Origin of the sequence: Streptomyces sp. SCPE 10, assembly GCF_051980735.1 — a bacterium.
GTDB lineage: Bacteria > Actinomycetota > Actinomycetes > Streptomycetales > Streptomycetaceae > Streptomyces > Streptomyces misionensis.
Map to the genome: position 1 here is coordinate 6,694,055 of NZ_CP197069.1, position 20,117 is coordinate 6,714,171.

Genomic DNA, 20,117 nt, shown 5'->3' on the forward strand with positions numbered 1-20,117 from the left:
CTGCGTCCGCCTCGATTCCTGGTACCTAGAGGGTCGATGAGGGCCGCCGGCCGGCGCGCCAGCCGCTGAGGGCGCGGGAGCGGTCGCGGCCCCGGGCCGCGCCCCGCGCCGCGGGTCCGTCGGCCGCGGCGGCACCGTCGAGGTGTGCCGCGAGGGCGCGCACGGTGGTGTGGCGGAACAACTCGGCCGCCGTGAGCCGGGGATGGGCGGTGCGCAGCGCCGCCAGCACCCGCAGCACCCCGTGCGAGGTCCCGCCGAGCTCGAAGAAGGTCGCGTCGTGGTCCTGGACGGGACGGCCGAGGACCGTCTCCCACACCTGGCACAGGCGCGCCGCCGTGGACCCGTCCGCCGGGGGCGGCCCGGCGGTGGCGGCCGGCCGCCGCTCGGCCGCCCAGCGCGCCAGGGTGTCGCGGTCGAGTTTGCCGTTGGGCAGCTGCGGCAGCGCGGGCACGCGCAGCCACGCACCGGGGACCGCGGCCGCGGGGAGCCAGGCCTCGGCGTGGGCGCGCAGCTCCCGCAGCGGGCCGGGATCCGCCGGGCCGGGCGGCCCGTCCGCCGCGACGCCGTCCGGCAGGAACGCCACCAGATGGGTGGCGTCGGCGTTCGGGGCCACGGCGACCTCCGGCGCGCCGCCCGCGCGCAGGGTGGCCTCCACCTCCTCCACCTCGATCCGCTGGCCGAGGATCTTGCACTGTCCGTCCCGGCGGCCGAGGAACCGCAGCCCCTCCGGGGCGTCGAGGACGACCAGGTCCCCGGTGTCGTAGCCGCGCCCGCGGCCCCCGCCGAGCGTCACGAACCGCTCGGCGGTCAGCTCCGGGCGCTGCCAGTACCCCTCGGCGACCCCCAGGCCGCCGATGACCAGCCGGCCGGGGCAGCCCGGGGGCAGCCGCCGGCCCAGCCCGTCCAGCACATGGCAGGACTCGCCCGGCAGCGGCAGCCCGATCCGGACGGCGGCGCCCCGCACGACCCGCCAGGTGGTGGACCACACGGTGGTCTCCGTGGGGCCGTAGCAGTTGACGACCGGTCCCGGGACGGTCGCCGCCAACTCGTCCGCCAGATCGGGGGCGAGGGGCTCGCCGCCCACCAGCAGGGCGCCCAGCCGGCCCAGCAGGGCGCGGCCCGCCGGGTCGGCGAGCAGCAGCCGGGCGATGGTGGGCGTGCACTGGTACAGCGCCCCGGCCGGCACGTCCTGCTCGGCCGCCTGCCGGTGCCCGGTCACCAGGACGGTGCGTCCCCGGGTGAGCGGCCACAGCAGTTCCAGGACGCTGATGTCGAAGGACAGGCTGGTGCCCGCGACCGTCGACGGCGCCCCGGGCAGGGCCCGGTCGCACGCGTCGAAGAGCGCGGTCAGCCGGGCGTGTCCCACGACGACGCCCTTGGGCCGGCCGGTCGAGCCGGAGGTGTGCAGGATGTACGCGCGCCCGGCCGGGTCCGCCGGTGCCGCACCGTCCCCCTCGCCGTCCGCCGGTACGGCGGTGCCGGCGCCGGCGTCGGCCGTGTCCAGGGGCAGGACGCCGGGCGTGTCCCGCAGCGCCGCCGGCAGGTCCCGGTCGCCCAGGACGACGGCCGGGGCGGTGTCCGCCACGATGAACCGCAGCCGCTCCACCGGGTACTCGGGGTCGAGCGGCACGTACACCGCGCCCGCCCGCCAGACGGCGAGCACGGCCACCACCAGGTCGGTGCCCCGCGGCAGGCAGATGCCCACCCGGTCCCCGGGCCGCACCCCCCGTCCGGTGAGCGCGCGGGCCACCGCCCGCGACCGCCGCTCCAGGTCGGCGTAGGAGAGCGCCCGCGTCCCGTCGGTGACGGCGGTGGCCCCGGGGGTCGTACGGGCGTGGCGCAGGACGAGTTCGTGCACCGGCCGAGGGTCGGGGTCCAGCGGTGCGCCCGCCAGGACGGCCAGTTCGGCCTCCTCCGTCGCGCCGAGGAGGTCGATCGCGGCGAGCGGGCGCACCGGGTCCTCGGTGAGCCGCTCCAGGAGACGGGCCACGTGGTCCACGGTGTTGCGGGCCCGCTCCGGCGGCAACGCGCCCTCGCGGTGCACGAGTTCCAGCCGTATCCCGCCGTCGGGCAGATGGCGCAGGGCCAGGCAGCAGTCGTACTCCGCCTCCCCGGTGTCCGTCTCGCCGACCGTCCAGCGCAGCCCGCCCGCCTCGACCGGCGGCACCGGGACCGTCTCGGTGCACAGGATCTGGGCGAGCGGCTTGCGGCCGGGCTCCCGTACGGCGCGCACGGCGGACAGGATCTCCTCGAAGGGCAGTCCGGCGTGGTCCAGCGCGTCGAACAGGGCGTCCACGGCCCGGTCCACCACCGTCGAGGTGTCCGCCCCGGCCAGGCCGACGCGGACCGGGACGGTGTTCTGGAGGCAGTCGATGCGCCGGTCGCCGCCGTCCCCCCGGCCGCTCACCGGGACCGCGAGGACGACATCGTCCCGGTCCAGGTACCAGGCCGTCACCGCGCCGACCGCGGCGAGGAACTGGGCGAACGGACTGGCGCCGGTGGTCCGCGCGCGCTGCCGCAGCCGGTCGCAGAGTACGGCCGGCAGGTCCCGGGCGACGGTCCGCTTGCGCGGGCCGGCCGCGGGCCGTGTCCAGGGCAGTTCGGTCCGCTGAGGGCAGCCCTCCAGGTACCGCCGCCAGAAGGCGCGCAGCCCTTCCCCGTCCGTCCGCGGCGCCGGATCGTCGTCCGGTGCGTCCGCGTCCGGGGCGGCCGCGGCGGGTTCGGCGTAGGCGCCGGTGAGCGCGGACAGCAGCAGGGCCGTGGAGTCGTCGTCGAAGACCGCGTGGTGCACGGCGATCAGACAGTGGGTGCGGCGCGGGCCGACCAGCGCCCTGATCCGGCACAACGGGCCGCCGCCGTGTTCGAACGGCACCGCCAGCGCGGCGGACTCCGCCGCGACCAGCGCGTCCGGGTCCGCGGTCGTCCGCACCACCAGGTCCACGGCGTCGGGGTCGTGCACCCGCCGGCGCAGCCCCTCGGGGTCGAGATGCAGCGAGGTGCGCAGCGCCGGGTGGGCCGTGACCACCGCGCGCAGCGCCTCCCGCAGCCGCTCGGGATCGGCCGCCCCTTCCGCGGTGATCCGCTTGACGAGGGTGCGGGCGGCGCCGCCGTCCTGCTGGTCCAGCAGGAAGAACCGCAGCTGTCCCGGAGTGGCCGGGCGGGTGTCGGGCCGGCTCATCCGGCGGCCTCCCCGGGTGCGCCGGCCCTGCCGCGCAGCAGTGCCGCCATGGCCGCCGGGGTGGCATGGCGGATGACCTCCTTGAGGGCCAGTTCCGGCAGTCCGGCGCCGCGCAGCGCCGTCTTGAGCCGCAGCGCGAGCAGGGAGGTGCCGCCGAGGTCGAAGAAGTTGTCGTCCGGGGTGACGGGCACGTCCAGCACGTCGCGCCAGACCCCGACGACCCGGTCGAGGACGTCACCGGCCGCGTCCGGGGAGCCGGCGGGGCCGGCCGGGGCGTCCGCGTCCGGTTCCGGGGCGGGCAGCCGCGCCTTGTCGAGCTTGCCGTTGGCGGTGACCGGAAGGGCCGTGAGCGCGGTGACGGTCTGCGGGACCATGTACTCGGGCAGCCGGGCCGCCGCCCGCCGCAGCAGCCCGTCGGTGGACCCGCCGTCCGCGAGCACCACATAGGCGTCCAGACGGGCCTCGGCGGTGCCCGCGCCGTGCACGACGACCGCCGCGGACGTGACCGACGGGTCCCGCAGCAGGACGTCGCGGACCTCGCCGAGTTCGATGCGGAAGCCGCGCACCTTCACCTGGTCGTCCAGCCGTCCCAGGTGTTCCAGCACCCCGCCGGGCAGCAGCCGGCCCTGGTCGCCGCTGCGGTAGAGCCGTCCGCCCGGCACCCGCGGGTGACGGTCGGTGGTGAAGCGTTCGGCCGTCAGCTCGGGACGGTTGAGATAGCCGAGCGCCACCCCCGCACCGCCCACATGGAGTTCTCCCGGGACGCCGGGCGCCACCGGACGGCCGTGCGCGTCCAGGACGTATATCTCCCAGCCGGGCAGCGGACGGCCGACCACCCGGCTGCCGGTGCGGGTGTCCTCACGGGTGACCGTGTGGGTGGTGCTGTGCACGGTCGTCTCGGTGATGCCGTACATGTTCTCCACGCGCACCCCGGGATACCGCTCGAACCAGGGCGCCAGGGTGCGCGTGTCCAGCGGTTCGCCGCCGAACACCACCAGGCGCACCGACAGACCGCCCCGCGCCAGCCGGTCGGTGGCGAGCAGCAGCCCGAACGCGGTCGGCGTCTGGCTGAGGACGGTCACCTCCTCGTCCTCCAGCAGCTGGTGGAACTCCTCCGGGTTGCGCGAGACCGCCCGGGGCACGACCACCAGCCGGCCGCCGGTGAGCAGACAGACCCAGATCTCCCAGGCGGAGAAGTCGAAGGCGAACGAGTGGAACAGCGACCACACGTCGTCCGGGCCGAGGCCGAAGTCCTCGCGCGTGGCGTTCAGCAGCGAGGTGACGTTGCGGTGCGTCACCAGCACGCCCTTGGGCCGGCCGGTGGATCCGGAGGTGTGGATGGCGTAGCAGGGCAGGTCCGGGTCGACGGCGGGCAGCGGCCGGGCCGGGTCCCGTGGCCGGGTGCGCACCGGCAGCCAGTCGATGTGCTCGGGCAGGTCCGCCGGGCGGGAGTCCGCGTCGCCGACCACCACCCGCACGTCCGCGTCGCCGATCACCAGGGCCAGCCGTGCCTCCGGGTAGGAGGGGTCCAGCGGCACGTACGCCGCTCCGGTCTTCAGCACGCCCAGCAGGGCGACGATCAGATCGCAGGAGCGTTCCATGCGCACGCCCACCCGGTCCCCGGCCCGCACCCCTGCCTCCGCCAGCGCGCGGGCCACCGTGTCGGAACGCTCGTCGACCTCGGCGTAACGCAGCGCGGTGCGCCCGTCGTTGACGGCGATGCGGTCGGGCGACTGCCCGGCGCGCCGGGTGAACAGCGCGGGCACGGACAGCTCCTCGGACGCGAGGGGGGCACCGAGCCCGGCGTCCAGGACCCGCTGCCGGTCCGCTTCGTCGAGGACGGTCACCGAGGCCAGACGCGCGTCCGGCCGCTGGGCGAACTCGCGCAGAACGGCGACGAGTTGACGGGTGAACAGGGCCGCCTGCTCGGTCGAGAACCACCGGTGGCGGAACTGGAGCAGCCCCTCCGCGGCGCCCTCGGCCGCCATGTCGACGTACACCAGCAGGGGGAACTTCGCGGCGCCCGCGAAGGGGTGGGGGAGCGGTCGCGCGGTGAGCCCCGGCAGACGCAGGGGCGGCGGGGTCCACAGCGGGGCGACCGCGGCGGTCAGCGGGCCGGCGCCGGACTGGTGGCCGGCGGGCAGCACGTCGAAGAGCGGCAGGTCCGCGTCGCGGTAGGCGGCGAGGCACTGGCGGTGGCAGGTGCGCAGGAAACCGGCCACGGTGCCGTCCTCCGAGAGGCGCACCGGAACGGGGACGGTGTTGCTGAAGTAGCCGATGGTGTGCCGCTGCGCGGCCGGCCGACGGGTGACGAAGCTGCCGACCAGCGAGGCGTCCGTGCCGCCGTTGCGGGCGAGCACCAGCCCCACCGCGGCGGTCAGCGCGGAGTAGCGGGAGATGCCCAGGGTGCGGGCGGTGCCGGCCAGTTTCCGCCATACGTCGTCCGGGACGGTGAACGGCAGCTGACCGCCGTCGGCGTCGCCCGCCTCCTCGTCGCCGCACCCCCAGGCCGGTTCGGCGCCGAGCGGGAGGGCGGACAGCTCGGCGCGGCGGGCCGCCGCCCGGCCGGCCCCGCGCAGGGCGGCCCCGGCCGCGGCCGTCGCCCAGCCCGGGTAGTCGCCCGGGGACCGTGTGGTGTCGCCGGTCAGCACCTCGGCGACGGCGGTCTCCATGGCCTGGTCGTCGACGACGAGGTGACTGGCGGTCAGCACCAGATCGGCGTCGCCGTCCTGGCGGCGCAGCAGCGCCCCGCGCATCAGCGGTCCGTGCCGGGTGTCGATCGGGCGCAGGCACTCCGCCAGGCGCCGGGCCGCGCCGTCGTCGTCCGCCGCGGACGGCGGCAGGGTCTCCTCGCGCCAATCCGGGTCGGTGTCCGACCGGGCCATGCCGAGCGAGGGGCCGTCGTCGACGAGGCGCGAGGACAGGGCCGGATGTCTGCGCACGAGGGCCCGGAAGCGCTCCGCGAGCAGTTCGCCGTCGAACGTGCCGGTGAGGCGGTAGGCGGCGACCACCGTGTGCATGCCCGGCCGTTCGGCCAGGGCGTCGGCGAGGTGGACGCCGACCTGGTTGGGCGCGAGCGGCCAGCCGGCCCCGGCCGGCCGGGCGGCGCCCGCCGGGTCATCGTCGTCGATTGCGCCGGCGTCCGGGCCCGGCCTCACGAACCCGCCACTGCGGTCGATCACGGCTTGCCTCCAGTCGGTGCGTGTCCTGGTGGTGACGGGCTGGACCGCGGCGCGGGCGGCGCCGCGGAACGCCGACCGGTCGCCCGGGGCCGGTGGGCGCGGGTGTCTTCACCGTCCCGCCGGTGCGGCCCCGAGGGGACCGGTTCACTCATAGTCGATCCAGTCGACGGCCTCGATCGCGGCCACCGTCTCGGCGAGCGCCGCCGGATCGGGGGCGGCCCCGCTCAGCGCGGCCACGTTGCCGGCCGCGCCGATCCGCCAGTCGACGGGCGCGCCCGGTTCGACCAGCGGCACCACCCGGTCCACGAACGGCAGCCGGCGCAGCTCCGTCAGGTCGCGCACCGCCTTGACCCGGGTGGCTCCCACGGGCGGCACGATCAGATAGTGGAAGACGGCGGGACCGCGCCCCACCGGGTCGGGGGTGGTGTACGGGCGTCCCAGCGCCGCTTTGACGGCGATGTCGGCCGGCACACTGCTGCCCGCGCGCACGCCGAGGTCGTCCACCCAGGCGCCCAGACGGCCGTTGACCTCGATGACCCGCGGGCCGTCGGGGGTCAGCTTGATCTCGACGTCGGCCACCCCGTGCACTCCGAGGGCGCCGACCGCCCGGCACGCCAGGTCGGCCACCTCCCGGACCAGGTCGTCCGGCACCACCGACTGCCCGCCGTAGGCGCCGCGTTCCCGGAAGGGTTCGGCGAGCGCGAACTTGCTGCTGACGAAGACCGGGCGCACGTCGTCGCCGCGGGCGACGCAGTCCACCGCCATGTAGTCGCCCCACGGAGCCTCGACCGGCATGCCGACCAGCAACTCCTCCACGACGACCGCCGTTTCGGCCGGCCCGCCGATGCCGCCGAGCGCCGCCGCGACCACCGCGCGGCATTCCTCCGCCGTGGCGACGGCGGTGGTGTTGCGGCTCGACGCGCCGACGACCGGTTTGACGATCGCGGGCAGTCCGACCCGCGCGATGGCCGCGTCCACCTGGTCGGCGGCGGTCACCGTGCAGAACCGCACGGTGTCCAGGCCCACTTCGGCGAACCGCTCGCGCTGGCGGTCCTTGTTGGTCACCGCCTCCCGCAGGGCGGGCGAGTGGTACGGCAGGCCGAGCGCGGCGGCCAGCCGGACGGTGTCGGCGATGCGGAATTCGCTGAACGTGATGATTCCGGCGGGACGCAGCCCGCGCAATTCATCGACGACCGATGCTTCGGTGCGTCCCGCGGTGTTCACCACCCGGCCCAGTCTGCCGAGGACCGGGAGCATCTGCTGTGCGTGTTCCGAGTCCGCGGCCACGAATGCGATTTCGCAGCCATTGGCGCGGGCGACCTGGGAAAGACGGAGCGGTGCGAGGCTTCCGACGTCGTAGACGGCGAGGAGTACCGGTGAATCGCTCAAGGGGTGGTCCTTCCCAAGTGTTCGACGGTTCTCTTGCCGGGCCACAGCGGGGTTCACGCGGCGAGAAAGGCATCCGTGTACATGAGAGGCGGAAGAAGCATAGCCACCGACCGGGGCCCGGCAAACATCGGTTTTCGGCCACCGCCTTCCGGACGATTCCGGCCGGGACCGCCGGGTGAGCTGCGTCACATTCGCCGACGAAAGGTTTCGTCATTTGTGGCGCTGACCAGTTTCATAGCGTTGGCAGCCCAATCCCGTCCGTTGGTCCGCGTCGGTCTCGGAATCGTCGTGTGTTTGATGAGATGAGGAGCCAGATGAGCCAGACTCCCGGTACGGAAAACGGTGCGGACCGTATTCCGGCATTGTGGGCAGAAGTCCTCGGAACGGGTTCCGACCCGAATCTCGGTTTCCTGGAGAACGGCGGGGATTCCTTCCGCGCCCTCACTCTCTCCACCATGATCCACGAACAGACGGGCGTCGAGGTGGATTTCCTCGACATCCTGGAGAGCGAGAACGCCCACGCGCTGCGCGAACTCGTGCGCTCCGCGGCCGACTCGTCCTGACGCATTCGGGCCGCGGGCCCCGGAAATGGAATCCGCGATCGGAGGAAAACGTGTCCGCTCCGCGCGCCGCGGAAGAGACGCCCTTCCCTGAACCGGCCGCTCCCCGGCCCCTCCGGATGATGTGCGTCCCCTACGCGGGGGCGGGCGCCGGCGTGTACCGGGGATGGCGGCAGGGACCCGGCGCCGTCCTCGACGTGGTGCCGGTCCAACTCCCCGGGCGCGAAGAGGAGTTCACGGCGCCGTTCCACCGTACGGTCCGGGCGGCCGCCGAGGACGTCGCCGGCCGGGTCGCCGGGTACGCCGACGGGTCCCCCTACGTCCTCTTCGGCCACAGCCTCGGCGCCCTGCTCGCCTACGAGGCGACCCGCCACCTGCTGGAGACCGGCGGCCCCCCGCCCCGGCACCTGGTGGTCAGCGGCTCGGTGAGCCCCCGGCGCCGCCGCCCCGAGAAACTGTCCGACGACCCGGCCCGGGCCGTCGCCCAGCTGCGCGAACTGACCGGACAACCCGAAGCCTTCGCCGACCCCGAGATCCGCGACCTCCTGCTGCCCGCCCTGCGCGCCGACATCGCGATGTCCGAGGGCTACCGCCCGCAGCCGCACCGCCCGCTGCCGGTCCCGCTCACGGCCCTTCGCGGCACCGCCGACGCCTCCGTCCCGGCCGCCGACTGGCGGGACTGGGCGGCCTACACCTCGGCGGGCTTCCAGGCCGTCGAGTTCCCCGGCGGCCACATGTACCTCACGGAGTCCTGGCCCGCCGTGCTGCGCGCCATCGCGGAGCTGGTGTGACGACCCCCGCTACGCAACGAAAGGAGCCGCACGTGGCAGCGGCCGCCCCCGCGACCCTCCATGAGCTGTTCGCCCGCTCCGCCGCACGCCATCCGGACCGCACCGCGCTGGAAGTGGACGGCCGGACCTTCGACTACGCGGAGCTGGACCGCCTGTCGGATCGGCTGGCCGGACGGATCCTGCGCCGGACCGGCCACCGCCCCGCACGGGTGGGGCTGCTGGCCGCCCGCAGCCTTACGGCCTACGCGGGCTATCTGGCCGCCCTGCGGCTGGGCGCCGCGGCGGTGCCGATCAACCCCGCGCACCCGCCGGCCCGGCAGCTGGCCGTCGTCAAGGACGGCAACCTCGACCTCGTCGTCGGCGCGCCCTCGCGCACCCGGGGCGGTTCCCAGGCGCCGCCCGATCTCGGCGCGCCCCGGCTGCTCGTCGACGAGGCGTCGCTGACCGAACCGGCCGACGGCACCGGCGCGGCGCGGGACGACGACGGCGCGGACCGGCCGGCCGGACCGGCCATCGCGCCGCCCCGGCCGGACGACATCGCCTACATCCTGTACACCTCGGGCTCCACCGGCGCGCCGCGCGGTGTGCCCGTGCGGCACGCGAACATCGTGCCGTTCATCGGCTGGGCCGTCGACGCCTGCGGTTTCGGCCCGCAGGACCGCACCTCCCAGAACGTCGAGTTCTCCTTCGACGTGGCCGTCTACGAGATGTTCGTGACCTGGGCGGCCGGCGGCGCGCTGGTCGTGCCCCGCGCCAACGACGTGCTGCGGCCCTCCCGGTTCGTCAACGAGCGGCGGATCACGCACTGGTTCTGCGTGCCGTCCCTCGGCAGCCTCGCCGAGCGCACCGGCGCGCTCGCCCCCGGCTCGATGCCCACCCTGACCAAGGTCATGCTGGGCGGCGAACGGCTCACCGCCGAACAGGCGCGGCAGTGGGCCGAGGCCGCGCCCAACGCCGTACTGCACAACATGTACGGGCCGACCGAGATGAGCGTCGTCTGCGTGCACAAGGACCTCGGGGGCGCCGGCCGGCTCGTGACCGCCGGCTCCAACGGGACGATGCCCATCGGCGAGGTGCTGCCGCACCTGGAGAGCGTTGTGCTCGGGGAGGACGGACGGCCCGCCGAGACCGGCGAGTTGTGCCTGCGCGGGCCCCAGCGGTTCGCCGGCTACCTCGACCCGGCCCACAACGAGGAGCGGTTCCTGCGCCGCCGGCCCGGGCAGCCCGCGGTCGTCCTGCCGCCGGGGGAGGCGCCCCGCGAGACGGACTGGTACCGCACCGGCGACCTGGTCCGCGCGGAGGGCGAGGGGCTGGTCTTCCTGGGCAGGCTGGACGACCAGGTGAAGGTGCGCGGTCACCGCATCGAAGTGGGCGAGGTGGAGGCCCAGCTGACACGCCACCCCGCGATCCGCGAGGCCGTCGTCGTCGCCCACCAGGCCGGACCGGAGGCGACGCTGGTCGCCCACTACACGGGCACCGCCACCCCGCCCGCCGAACTCACCGGCTTCCTGCGCGATCGGCTCCCGCGCTACATGCTGCCGAGCCGCTTCCTGCACCGCGAGTCGTTCCCGCTGAACACCAACGGCAAGATCGACCGCCGCTCGCTGCCCGCCCCCGACCCCGACCCCGGACACACACCGCACTGAGCCGCGCGCCCGGCCGGGGTGCGCGCGCCCACCACCACTTCGACCCGCTGCGGAGGAGACATGTCAGGCACCACGACCGGTGAGGTACCGAAGATCCTCCTCATCGGTTCCGGTGACCTCACCATACGGTTGGGTCATCTGCTGGCGAGCGCGGAACCGGAGACACGGCTCGTCCTCGCGAGCCGCTCGGCGGAGCGCGCCACCCGCTTCGCCAACCTGACCAAGCTGGCGGCCGCCAACCTCGGTCGGATACGCGAGGTCGAGGCGGTGGCCATGGACCTGGCCGACGTGGACCGCACCGCGGAGCAACTGAGGCGCATCCGACCGACGATCATCTTCATGGGCGCCTCCATCCAGGCCGCCCGCGCCATCATGGACCTGCCCGAGGAGCTGTTCCGACGGCTCGACGAGGCACAGCTCGGCCCCTGGCTGCCGATGCACCTCACGCTCGTGCACGAGCTGATGCAGGCCGTGCGCCTCGCGGAGTCGCGGGCCGTCGTCGTCAACGGCGCCTACCCCGACGCGGTCGGTCCCGCCCTGGCAGCCCTCGACCTGGCCCCCGACGTCGGGATCGGCAACATCGGCAACATCGTGCCCGGCATCACCTGGGCGGCCGCCGAGGAACTCGGCGTCTCCCCGGCCGAGGTCGAGGTGAAGGCCGTGGGACACCACTACTTCAGCCACCACGTGCACCGGTTCGGCGAGGCCCGCGGCATCCCGCACCTGCTCGACGTCCGCGTCGCGGGCACGCCCGCCACGGTCGACACCGACGCGGCGTACGCCCGGCTGGCCGGCGGCCTGCGGCGCCAGGGCGGCAAGGAGGGCCAGCAGCTGACGGCCACCTCCGCCGCGCGCCTCCTGCTCGCGCTGCTGTCCCCCACGGAGCAGTCCCTGCACGCGCCCGCCCCCGGCGGCCTGACCGGCGGCTACCCGGTCCGGGTCTCGCGCGAGGGCGTACGGCTCGACCTGCCGCCCGGCACCACCCCCTCGACGGCCCAGGCCGTCAACCGGCGCTGCCAGCTCCTGGACGGGATCGAGCGCGTGGCCGCCAACGGCACGGTCCAGTTCACCGAGGAACGCATGGCGGTGATGCGGGAGATGCTGGGCTACCACTGCACCGAGCTGAAGGTCGCCGACGCCCGCTCCGCGGCGACCGAACTCGCCGGGCGCTACGACGCCTTCCTGCGCCGGCACGGACTGGGCGCATGACCGCGCACACCGTCCTCTTCGACCTCGACGGCGTGCTCGTGGACAGCCAGGACGCCGAGGTGCTGGCCCTGCTGGAGTTCGCCCGGACCGTGCACGCCCGGGTCCCGGCCGAGGGCTTCGCCGAGCGGGTCGCGGGCCGCCGGATGAGCGAGTCGGTCGCCATCGTCGGCCAGTACACGGACACCCCACTGCCGGACGACGCGGTGGAGCGGGTCCGGGAGATCGCCGAGCGGTATCTGGCGACCCGGTTGCGCGCCACCCCCGGGATGGCGGCGGCCCTGCGGGAGATCACGGCACCCGCGTACGTGGTGTCGAACTCCCCCCTCGGCATGATCGAGGACCGGCTGCGCCGTACCGGCCTCGCCGGCTTCTTCACCGGCCCCCACTTCTCGGCGTACGAACTGGGCACCTGGAAGCCGGACCCCGGTCTCTACCGGCAGGCGGTGCGGACGCTGGGGGTGGACCCGGAGACCGTCGTCGCGGTCGAGGACAGCGAGGTCGGCGTGCGCTCCGCCCACGACGCGGGCCTGCGCGTCCACTGGTACCGGCCGGACCGGCCGGAGGAAAGCCGGTGCTCGGGGCGCGTCCGGGTGTTCGGGGACATGAGCGCACTGCCCGGACTGCTCGCCGCCCGGGTGTGACCGGACCGCCCGCGCCGCAACCGCCCGCGCCCGATCCGCGTCCCCTGATTCCGTGGTTCGAACGGCACGGGGGCGGACGGAAGAGGCGGCAAGGTGGGGAACGGGTTCATCGGCGTCATCGTGTGCGGGGCGGTCGCGGTGCTGCTCCTGGCGGTCGGGCTGCGCGACGGTGCGCTGGTCTGGCGGCTGCGGCGGCACGGCATACGCACCTGGGGCGTCGTGGTGGACAACGTACGGGTGGACAGGCGTGACGCGGGCCCCTCGTGGGCCCCGGTCATCGCCTTCGCCGACCGGCACGGCCACCGGGTGGAGTTCACCACCCGGATGCGCGGCGGCGGCATGGGGCTGGCGACCGGCCGCCGGGTGCCGGTGGTGTACCTGGCGCACGACCCGCAGGGCGCGCGGGTGTCCATGTGGCGGCACACGGTCGGCCCGGTCGTGTTCGTCCTGCTGGCGGCCCTGGTCTTCGCGGGCACCGCGGTGCTGATCGCCGTGACGGCGTGAGCGGGCCGCGGCCCGACGCGCCCGGACGGCCGCCGCCGGGACGGCGAGCCGCCCGTCGTGGGCCTCGGCGATCCGGTCGGCCGCGCCGAGGTGGGGCGGTCGTGAGTGGCCAGGACGGTGCCGGTCGGCTGCAGACGGGTGAGCCGGGCCGGCAGGGCGACGGCGGCGGCGCCGCGCTCGTGGTCCAGGGCGCTGGTGGGCTCGTCGACCACGCGCCGTGCCGGAGCCCGAGCCGGGTCCGGTCGTCGTGGCCGAGGCCGCCACGGCGGACGACGCCGTCGCCCCCCACCGCCGCCGAGCGGCTCATGAACCGGCCGCGCACCCCCTGCACCGCCCTGACCCGGCGCGACGCCGAGGTCCTCGCCCTGGTCGCCGACGGCCTCTCAGCCGGACCGCCACGCACCGGGCGGGCCGGGCGGCACCGCGACGACGGCCGGGGTGCGCCGTCCCGCCGGGCGCGGACGTCACCCGATCGCCCCGCCGCGTCCGGTCCGCATCCGGCGGCGCGGCCAGCACGCTGGAGACACCCGGGAGCGCGCACGGACGCACCGGGAGCCGAGCGCGGACGGGGGCCGACCCATGGCGGACGAGACGACCGGGACGACGGCCCGGAGCACGGACGACGGCGGGGCATCGGCCTGTCTGGTCACCGGCGCCAGTGGCTACCTCGGCGGGCGGCTCGTGCCGGAACTGCTGGACGCCGGGTACCGGGTGCGCTGCCTGGTCCGCACCCCGCGCAAGCTGCGCGACCACCCGTGGGCCGACCGGGTGGAGATCGTCCGCGGTGACGTCACGGACGCCGCCTCGGTGGCGCGCGCGATGGCGGGCATGGATGTGGCCTACTACCTGGTGCACGCGCTCGGCACGGGCCGCGACTTCGAGCGGACCGACCGGGAGGCGGCCCGGATCTTCGGCGAGCAGGCCCGTCTGGCCGGGGTGAAGCGTCTGGTCTACCTGGGCGGACTGACCCCCGCCGGGGTCCCCGAGCAGGAGCTGTCCCCGCATCTGCGCTCCCGTGCCGAGGTCGGCCGTATCCTGCTCGACTCGGGGGTGCCGACCGCCGTGCTGCGCGCCGCCGTCGTCATCGGATCGGGCTCCGCGAGCTTCGAGATGCTGCGCTACCTCACCGAGCGGCTGCCGGTGATGGTCACCCCGCGCTGGGTGCACACCCGCATCCAGCCCATCGCCGTCCGCGACGTGCTGCGCCTCCTGGCCGGCTGCGCCCGGCTGCCCGCCGACGTCGCCCGCACCTTCGACATCGGCGGCCCCGAGGTGCTCACCTACCTGGAGATGATGCAGCGGTACGCCGCCGTCGCCGGTCTGCCCCGCCGGGTGATCCTGCGCGTGCCCGTGCTCACCCCCGGTCTGTCCAGCTACTGGGTCGGGCTGGTGACCCCGGTGCCGGCCGCCATCGCGCGCCCGCTGACGGAGTCGCTGCGCTACGAGGTCGTCTGCCACGAGAACGACATCGAACGGTACGTGCCCTCCCCGCCCGGCCACCCTCTCGGCTTCGACCGGGCCGTCGCCCTGGCGCTCCAGCGGATCCGCGAGGCCCGGGTGGACACCCGCTGGTCGTCCGCCGCCGTGCCCGGCGCCCCCAGCGATCCGCTGCCGACCGACCCGGACTGGGCGGGCGGCAGCCTGTACACGGACGTACGGGAACGCGCCGCCGATGTGCCGCCGGAGGCGCTGTGGCGAGTGGTCGAGGGCATCGGCGGGGAGAACGGCTGGTACTCCTTCCCGCTGGCCTGGGCGGTACGCGGGCGGCTCGACCGGCTCGTCGGGGGAGTGGGCCTGCGCCGCGGCCGGCGGGACGCGCGCCGGCTGCGGGTGGGCGACTCGCTCGACTTCTGGCGGGTGGAGGAGATCGAGCGCGGCCGGCTGCTGCGGCTGCGCGCCGAGATGAAGCTGCCGGGGCTGGCCTGGCTGGAGATGCGGGTGGAGGACGACGGCGGCGGAGGCTGCCGCTACCGGCAGCGGGCGCTGTTCCATCCCCGGGGACTGCTCGGCCACCTGTACTGGTGGAGCGTCTCGCCCTTCCACGCCGTCGTCTTCGGCGGCATGGCCCGCAACATCGTCCGCGCCGCCGCCGCCGCGTCATCGCGGGACGGTGCCGTCCGCCGGTCCCCGGAAGGAGGCTGACCGCGTGGTCGCTTCGGTCGTCCTGTTCACGTCGGACCTGCGTCTGTACGACCATCCGCCGCTGCGGGCGGCACTGGCCGCCGGGGACGAGGTGGTCCCGCTGTTCGTCCGCGACCGCGCGGTCGAGGCGGCCGGTTTCGCCGCCCCCAACCGGGCCGCCTTCCTCGCCGACTGCCTGGCCGACCTGGACACCGCCCTGCGCGAGCGCGGCGGCCGGCTCGTGGTGCGCTCCGGGGACCTGGTGGCGCAGGTGTGCGCGGTGGCGGCGCAGGCGGACGCCGGGGAGGTGCACATGGCGGCCGCGCACAGCGCCTTCGCCACCCGCCGGGAGGACCGGCTCGGGCGGGCGCTGGAGGCCGCCGGGCGCCGGCTGGTCGTGCACGACGCGGTGACCGTGGCCGTGCCGCCCGGCGAGGTGACCCCGGCCGCCTCCGACCACTTCGCGGTCTTCACGCCGTACCACCGGCACTGGGCACGGGCCCGTCTCCGCGCCGTCCTGTCCGCCCCGCGCCGGGTGCGCGTGCCGGACCGGGTGACGAGCGAACGGCCGCCGGTCCGCGGGGCCGTCACCGGTGTCTCGCCGGCCCTGCCGCGGGGCGGCGAGAGCGAGGGCCGCAAGCGGCTGACCGCCTACTGGCGCGCGGGCCTCGCCGACTACGCCGACACCCACGACGACCTGGCGGCCGACGCCACCTCCCGGCTCTCCGCGCATCTGCACTTCGGCACCCTGTCCCCGGTGGAACTGGTCCACCGGGCCCGCCGCCACGGCGGCCCGGGCGCCGAGGCGCTGGTACGGCAGCTCGCCTGGCGCGACTTCCACCGCCAGGTCCTCGCCGCCCGCCCCGACGCCGCGCACGCCGACTACCGCGGCAAGGGCGACCACTGGCGCACGGAGCGCACCGCGCGGGACGACATCGAGGCGTGGCGGCAGGGCCGTACCGGCTATCCGGTGATCGACGCGGCGATGCGGCAGCTGCGCCACGAGGGCTGGATGCACAACCGGGCCCGGCTGCTGACCGCCGGTTTCCTGACCAAGACGCTCTACGTGGACTGGCGGATCGGCGCCGCCCACTTCCTGTACTGGCTGGTCGACGGCGACATCGCCAACAACCAGCTCAACTGGCAGTGGATGGCCGGGACCGGCACGGACACCCGCCCCAACCGGGTCCTCAACCCCGTCCTCCAGGCCAGGAGGTACGACCCCGAGGGCGCCTATGTGCGCCGCTGGGTGCCCGAACTCGGCGGCGTCGCCGGCCCCGCCGTCCACGAGCCGTGGAAGCTGCCGGGCGGGATCCGGGCCGCGCTGGACTACCCCGACCCGGTGGTCGGCCTGGCCGAGGGCCTGGACCGCTTCCGCCGGGCCCGCGGCCGGTAGGAAGCCCCCGCCTCGCGGGGTGCGCTCACCCGTGGCCCGCGCCCCGGTGGAGGTCCGCCTCGCCGTCCGGCTCGACGGCGAGGACGGTGACGTACGGGTCGGGGTCGGCGGGCGCGTCCATGGAGGCGTCGTAGCCGGCCGGCCCGGGGCGCGTTACTCGGCGGCCGGCTCCGTGCGGCGGCCGCGGCGGGCCGCCATCACCGCGTAGACGAGCACGCCGACGAAGAGGAACAGCGCGCCCTGGTACACCGCCGCGTAGCCGGCGCCCGCCATCAGCCAGATCGAGAAGACGGCCGCGACCGCGGTGATCACCGAGTCCCGCACCAGCCGCCCCCGGTCCACCGACGCGGCCCGCCCGGAGACGAGGTGGAACAGCTGCGCGGCGGTGGCCAGCAGATACGGCACGGTCGCGGTGAAGGTGGTGACGAGGACCAGCACCTCGAACACCTTGCCCGAGCCGGACAGGTAGTTGTACGCGGTGAGCAGGGAGGCGAGCACCACGGTGACGCCGACGCCGACCGTCGGCACGCCCCGGCGGCGCCGGGTGAACGCGGCCGGGAAGAGCCCGTCGCGCGCGGCGGCGTACGGCGTCTGGGCGCTGAGCAGCGTCCAGCCGTTCAGGCAGCCGATCATCGACACCAGTGCGGCGAGCGCCACGGCCCAGCCGCTCCAGCTGCCGCCGAACATCGCGTTCACGGCGTCCGAGAAGGGCGCGGTGGAGTGCACCAGACGGTCGTGGGCGACCGTGCCGAACACGGACAGCGTGCCCAGCAGGTAGACCAGCGCGGCGCCCGCGGTGCCGATCACGGTGGCGCGGCCCACGTTGCGGCGGGCGTCCTTGACCTCACCGGCGCTGACCGCTGCGGACTCCACCCCGAGGTAGGAGAAGAGCAGCAGCGCGGCGGAGGCGGACACCGCGCCGACCGCGCCGTGGCCGCTGGAGTTGAACGGCCCGAGCCGGGACGGATCGAAGAAGAACAGCCCGCCGATCGCGACGAGCAGCAACGGCACGAACTTCAGCACCGTGGAGACCACCTGCACGGCGCCCACGTAACGGGTGCCCGCGAAGTTGGCGAGCGCCGGCAGCCACTGGATCACCAGCGCGGCCAGACACGCGGTCCAGCGGTGGCCGCCGACCGGGATCAGCACGTCCAGGTAGCCGACGGCGGCGACGGCGAGCGCGGCGTTCGACACCCAGGTGGTGATCCAGTACGACCAGGCCGCGAGGAAGCCCGCGAAGTCGCCGAACGCCCCGCGGGCGTAGACGTAGGGCCCACCGGTACGGGGGTCGCGCGCGGCGAGCCGGCCGAAGACCAGGGCGAGGGCGATGGCGCCCACGGTGAGCACGCCGAAGGCCACCAGGCTGACCGTGCCGTAGGGAGCGATGGAGGCGGGGAGCAGGAAGATGCCGCCGCCGATGATGTTGCCCATCACCAGGGCGGTGGCCACCGGGAGCCCGAACCGGCGGGCGTGCCGGCTGGAACCGCCGTGGGGGTCCTCGACGGCAACCGCGGGGTTCTCCGAGGGAGCCGGAGCCGGCGGGGATGCGGTTCCGGTGACGTGCATGGGTGGTGCGCCTCTCATCAAGCCGATGCCCCGGGATCGCCGGGACTCGGCCATGGTCCGTGATGCCCCCACCTGCCGCAAAATCGCCGTTTCTTGTACCGCCCCGGACGCCCGTCCACGGAAAAAACTGAGGTCGGGGCCCCTGTGCGCCGCGATATCTCCGGTGCCCCCGAGCGGTCGAGCTGTGATGATCTCCGGTACCGCCGCCGCGCGCCGCCGGTGCGGAGGCCGTCTGTGCCCGGTCGCCGTCCTCGTCGGGGACCCGCACGCCCGGGCGGCGCGCCGACGGGAGTACGGCGGTCCGGCGCCGTGCCGCGGTCCCGTCGGTGGACACCCCCTTGACGCCGTGCCCACCGGGATCGACACTCCTGGGAGGGAATCCTAGTGAACAGGTAGGGAATCATGGCGCGCCTCGAAGCGGTCGCCGGCCGAGCGGGCCGGACGCCGCCGCGCACCCCGCTGCTCACCTCCCGCCGGCACATCGACCTGCTGCGCGTCTGCAGCGCCATCGGCGCCCGGCGCTGAACCCGGGCCGGGTCCCACGGACCCGGGGCCCGCGCCGCTCCGAGCCTCCCGGCGGCTCCCGCCGCCACCCCACCGACGGCCCCCGCCGACGCGCCCCTCGCACGCCCACGACCCGGGGAGACGCATGACCATCACTCCGCTCGCCGCCGTCCCGCCCGCCCACCGCGGTGCCGCGCCCCAGTTCCGGGGCAGGCTCGGCCGGGACGCGCGCAGCGGCCACTACGCCGTGGCCCACCGCTACCGGCTCCACCTGTCCACCGCCTGTCCCGCCGGGCTCCGCCTCGCCGTCGGCCACACCCTGCTCGGCCTGGACGACAGCTGTCCGGTCACCTTCCTGCCCGCGCTGCCGGACGGCGACGACGGCGGCCACGCCGTGCTGCGCCCGCTGTACGAGGCCGGCGCCCACCACTACACCGGCCCGGCGCTCGCCCCCGTGCTGAGCGACGACTGGTCCGGACGGATCGTCAGCAACCACGCCCCCGACATCCTGCGCGACCTGGACCGCTTCCCGCGCACCGGCCACGGCCCGCTGTTCCCGGCCGGCCTGGAGTCCGTGATCGAGGCCGTCGAGCGGATGTGCGGCGAGGGCATCGAGGACGCCGCCCAGCGTGCCGGTTCGGCCGGCGCCGATCCGGTCGAGCGGGCCGCCGCGCTGGACGTACTGCTGGACACCCTCGGCCGCCTGGAGCGGCGGCTGGCGGGGGAGGAGTACCTCGCCGACGGCCGGCTCACCGCCGCCGACATCGAGCTGTGGGTGTCGCTGGTACGGCTCGACACGGTGCACCGCTGCCACCTCGACGCCCACGCCGTGCAGCGCGTCGCCGAGCACCGGGCCCTGTGGGCCTACGCCCGCCGGCTCACCGCCCACCCCGCCTTCGGCCGCCACCTCGACCTCGACGGCATCGCCCGCCGCCACCAAGGCAGCTGCCGGGGCCTGGAGGCCGCCGGAGCCGCTGTCCAGATCCTGGACTGGGCGGCCCACGCCACCGGCTCCCCGGACACTCCCCGCAGGTGAGAGGGGCCCGACTCGGTCCAACAGGCGGACAGGCGTTGACATTCGCGTCGCCGGCTGCCTTACTTGCGGCTCAAGTACGGTCATGAGCGTCAGCGCCAAGCCCTGGCTCGCTGACCGGCAACCCTCGCGACGCGGTGGGGTGCCCCAGGTGACGACCGGACCGGACGACGACTTCGGTAAGCGCGAGGCCCCACGGGGCCGCGACAGTGACAGGTGACGCCATGTACGCAGCCGGCAGGACGGCCCCGAGCCGCCCCCTGGGCTGCGTACCGCCGTGCGCCGCGCTGGTCGCCGACCGCGCCGTCGACCTGCTCCGCGTCAGCAGCGCGCTGTGTACCGCGCCGGGCGCCGCCACCGGCCGCCGGGGCTGACCCACACCTTCCCGCCCCGGCGG

Annotated in this window: 15 protein-coding genes and 1 riboswitch; of the genes, 11 read left to right on the top strand and 4 right to left on the bottom strand. The window is 75.3% G+C overall.

Annotated elements, in window-relative coordinates; all coding sequences use genetic code 11:
- Window positions 1-25 precede the first annotated feature (25 nt).
- The 3 genes from ACSP97_RS30720 to ACSP97_RS30730 form a co-directional block, all read right to left on the bottom strand.
- Window positions 26-3,178, bottom strand: coding sequence for a non-ribosomal peptide synthetase (locus tag ACSP97_RS30720; RefSeq protein ID WP_440555273.1), 3,153 nt, complete (start codon window positions 3,176-3,178; stop codon window positions 26-28).
- Complete coding sequence (locus ACSP97_RS30725) at window positions 3,175-6,360, bottom strand: non-ribosomal peptide synthetase (protein WP_440555275.1); 3,186 nt, start codon at window positions 6,358-6,360, stop codon at window positions 3,175-3,177. The genes ACSP97_RS30720 and ACSP97_RS30725 overlap by 4 nt, the downstream gene beginning before the upstream one ends.
- Before the next feature lie 144 nt (window positions 6,361-6,504).
- Entirely contained in the window at window positions 6,505-7,749 is a 1,245-nt protein-coding gene (locus tag ACSP97_RS30730; protein WP_355531204.1) for an ATP-grasp domain-containing protein, read from the bottom strand.
- Between the two features lie 314 nt (window positions 7,750-8,063).
- Between ACSP97_RS30730 and ACSP97_RS30735 the strand changes: the two genes are divergently transcribed.
- The 8 genes from ACSP97_RS30735 (at window position 8,064) to ACSP97_RS30770 (ending at window position 16,617) form a co-directional block, all read left to right on the top strand.
- The gene (locus tag ACSP97_RS30735; RefSeq protein WP_355153128.1) at window positions 8,064-8,312 is read left to right on the top strand and encodes a phosphopantetheine-binding protein; all 249 of its coding nucleotides are present in this window, start codon (window positions 8,064-8,066) and stop codon (window positions 8,310-8,312) included.
- 50 nt (window positions 8,313-8,362) lie between these two features.
- Window positions 8,363-9,100: a thioesterase II family protein gene (locus tag ACSP97_RS30740; RefSeq protein ID WP_440555278.1), complete on the top strand. Its 738-nt coding sequence runs from the start codon at window positions 8,363-8,365 to the stop codon at window positions 9,098-9,100.
- Window positions 9,101-9,132: 32 nt separating this feature from the next.
- Window positions 9,133-10,746 (top strand): amino acid adenylation domain-containing protein, encoded by a 1,614-nt coding sequence (locus ACSP97_RS30745; protein WP_440555280.1) that lies wholly within the window; start codon window positions 9,133-9,135, stop codon window positions 10,744-10,746.
- Between the two features lie 60 nt (window positions 10,747-10,806).
- The gene (locus ACSP97_RS30750; RefSeq protein WP_355153132.1) at window positions 10,807-11,955 is read left to right on the top strand and encodes a hypothetical protein; all 1,149 of its coding nucleotides are present in this window, start codon (window positions 10,807-10,809) and stop codon (window positions 11,953-11,955) included.
- Window positions 11,952-12,596: an HAD family hydrolase gene (locus tag ACSP97_RS30755; protein ID WP_355153134.1), complete on the top strand. Its 645-nt coding sequence runs from the start codon at window positions 11,952-11,954 to the stop codon at window positions 12,594-12,596. The genes ACSP97_RS30750 and ACSP97_RS30755 overlap by 4 nt, the downstream gene beginning before the upstream one ends.
- Window positions 12,597-12,689: 93 nt before the next feature.
- Window positions 12,690-13,100 (top strand): DUF3592 domain-containing protein, encoded by a 411-nt coding sequence (locus ACSP97_RS30760; RefSeq protein WP_355153136.1) that lies wholly within the window; start codon window positions 12,690-12,692, stop codon window positions 13,098-13,100.
- Between the two features lie 579 nt (window positions 13,101-13,679).
- The gene (locus ACSP97_RS30765) at window positions 13,680-15,242 is read left to right on the top strand and encodes an SDR family oxidoreductase (protein WP_440555283.1); all 1,563 of its coding nucleotides are present in this window, start codon (window positions 13,680-13,682) and stop codon (window positions 15,240-15,242) included.
- Window positions 15,243-15,246: 4 nt separating this feature from the next.
- Window positions 15,247-16,617, top strand: a complete 1,371-nt coding sequence (locus ACSP97_RS30770; protein WP_355531196.1) for a cryptochrome/photolyase family protein — start codon at window positions 15,247-15,249, stop codon at window positions 16,615-16,617.
- 153 nt (window positions 16,618-16,770) lie between these two features.
- Here the strand turns inward: ACSP97_RS30770 and ACSP97_RS30775 are convergent, their stop codons facing one another.
- Window positions 16,771-18,183 (bottom strand): amino acid permease, encoded by a 1,413-nt coding sequence (locus ACSP97_RS30775; protein WP_358303825.1) that lies wholly within the window; start codon window positions 18,181-18,183, stop codon window positions 16,771-16,773.
- A gap of 402 nt (window positions 18,184-18,585) precedes the next feature.
- Here ACSP97_RS30775 and ACSP97_RS30780 point away from each other — a divergent pair, with 402 nt between their 5' ends.
- From ACSP97_RS30780 to ACSP97_RS30790, 3 genes are all read left to right on the top strand, one after another.
- Window positions 18,586-18,708, top strand: a complete 123-nt coding sequence (locus ACSP97_RS30780; protein WP_355153142.1) for a putative leader peptide — start codon at window positions 18,586-18,588, stop codon at window positions 18,706-18,708.
- Window positions 18,709-18,832: 124 nt separating this feature from the next.
- A complete protein-coding gene (locus ACSP97_RS30785) occupies window positions 18,833-19,723 on the top strand; it encodes a glutathione S-transferase C-terminal domain-containing protein (RefSeq protein ID WP_440555286.1) in 891 nt (296 codons plus the stop codon).
- 78 nt (window positions 19,724-19,801) lie between these two features.
- Window positions 19,802-19,912, top strand: a riboswitch (SAM riboswitch).
- 32 nt (window positions 19,913-19,944) lie between these two features.
- Complete coding sequence (locus ACSP97_RS30790) at window positions 19,945-20,094, top strand: hypothetical protein (RefSeq protein WP_167381447.1); 150 nt, start codon at window positions 19,945-19,947, stop codon at window positions 20,092-20,094.
- The last annotated feature ends 23 nt before the right edge of the window (window positions 20,095-20,117 follow it).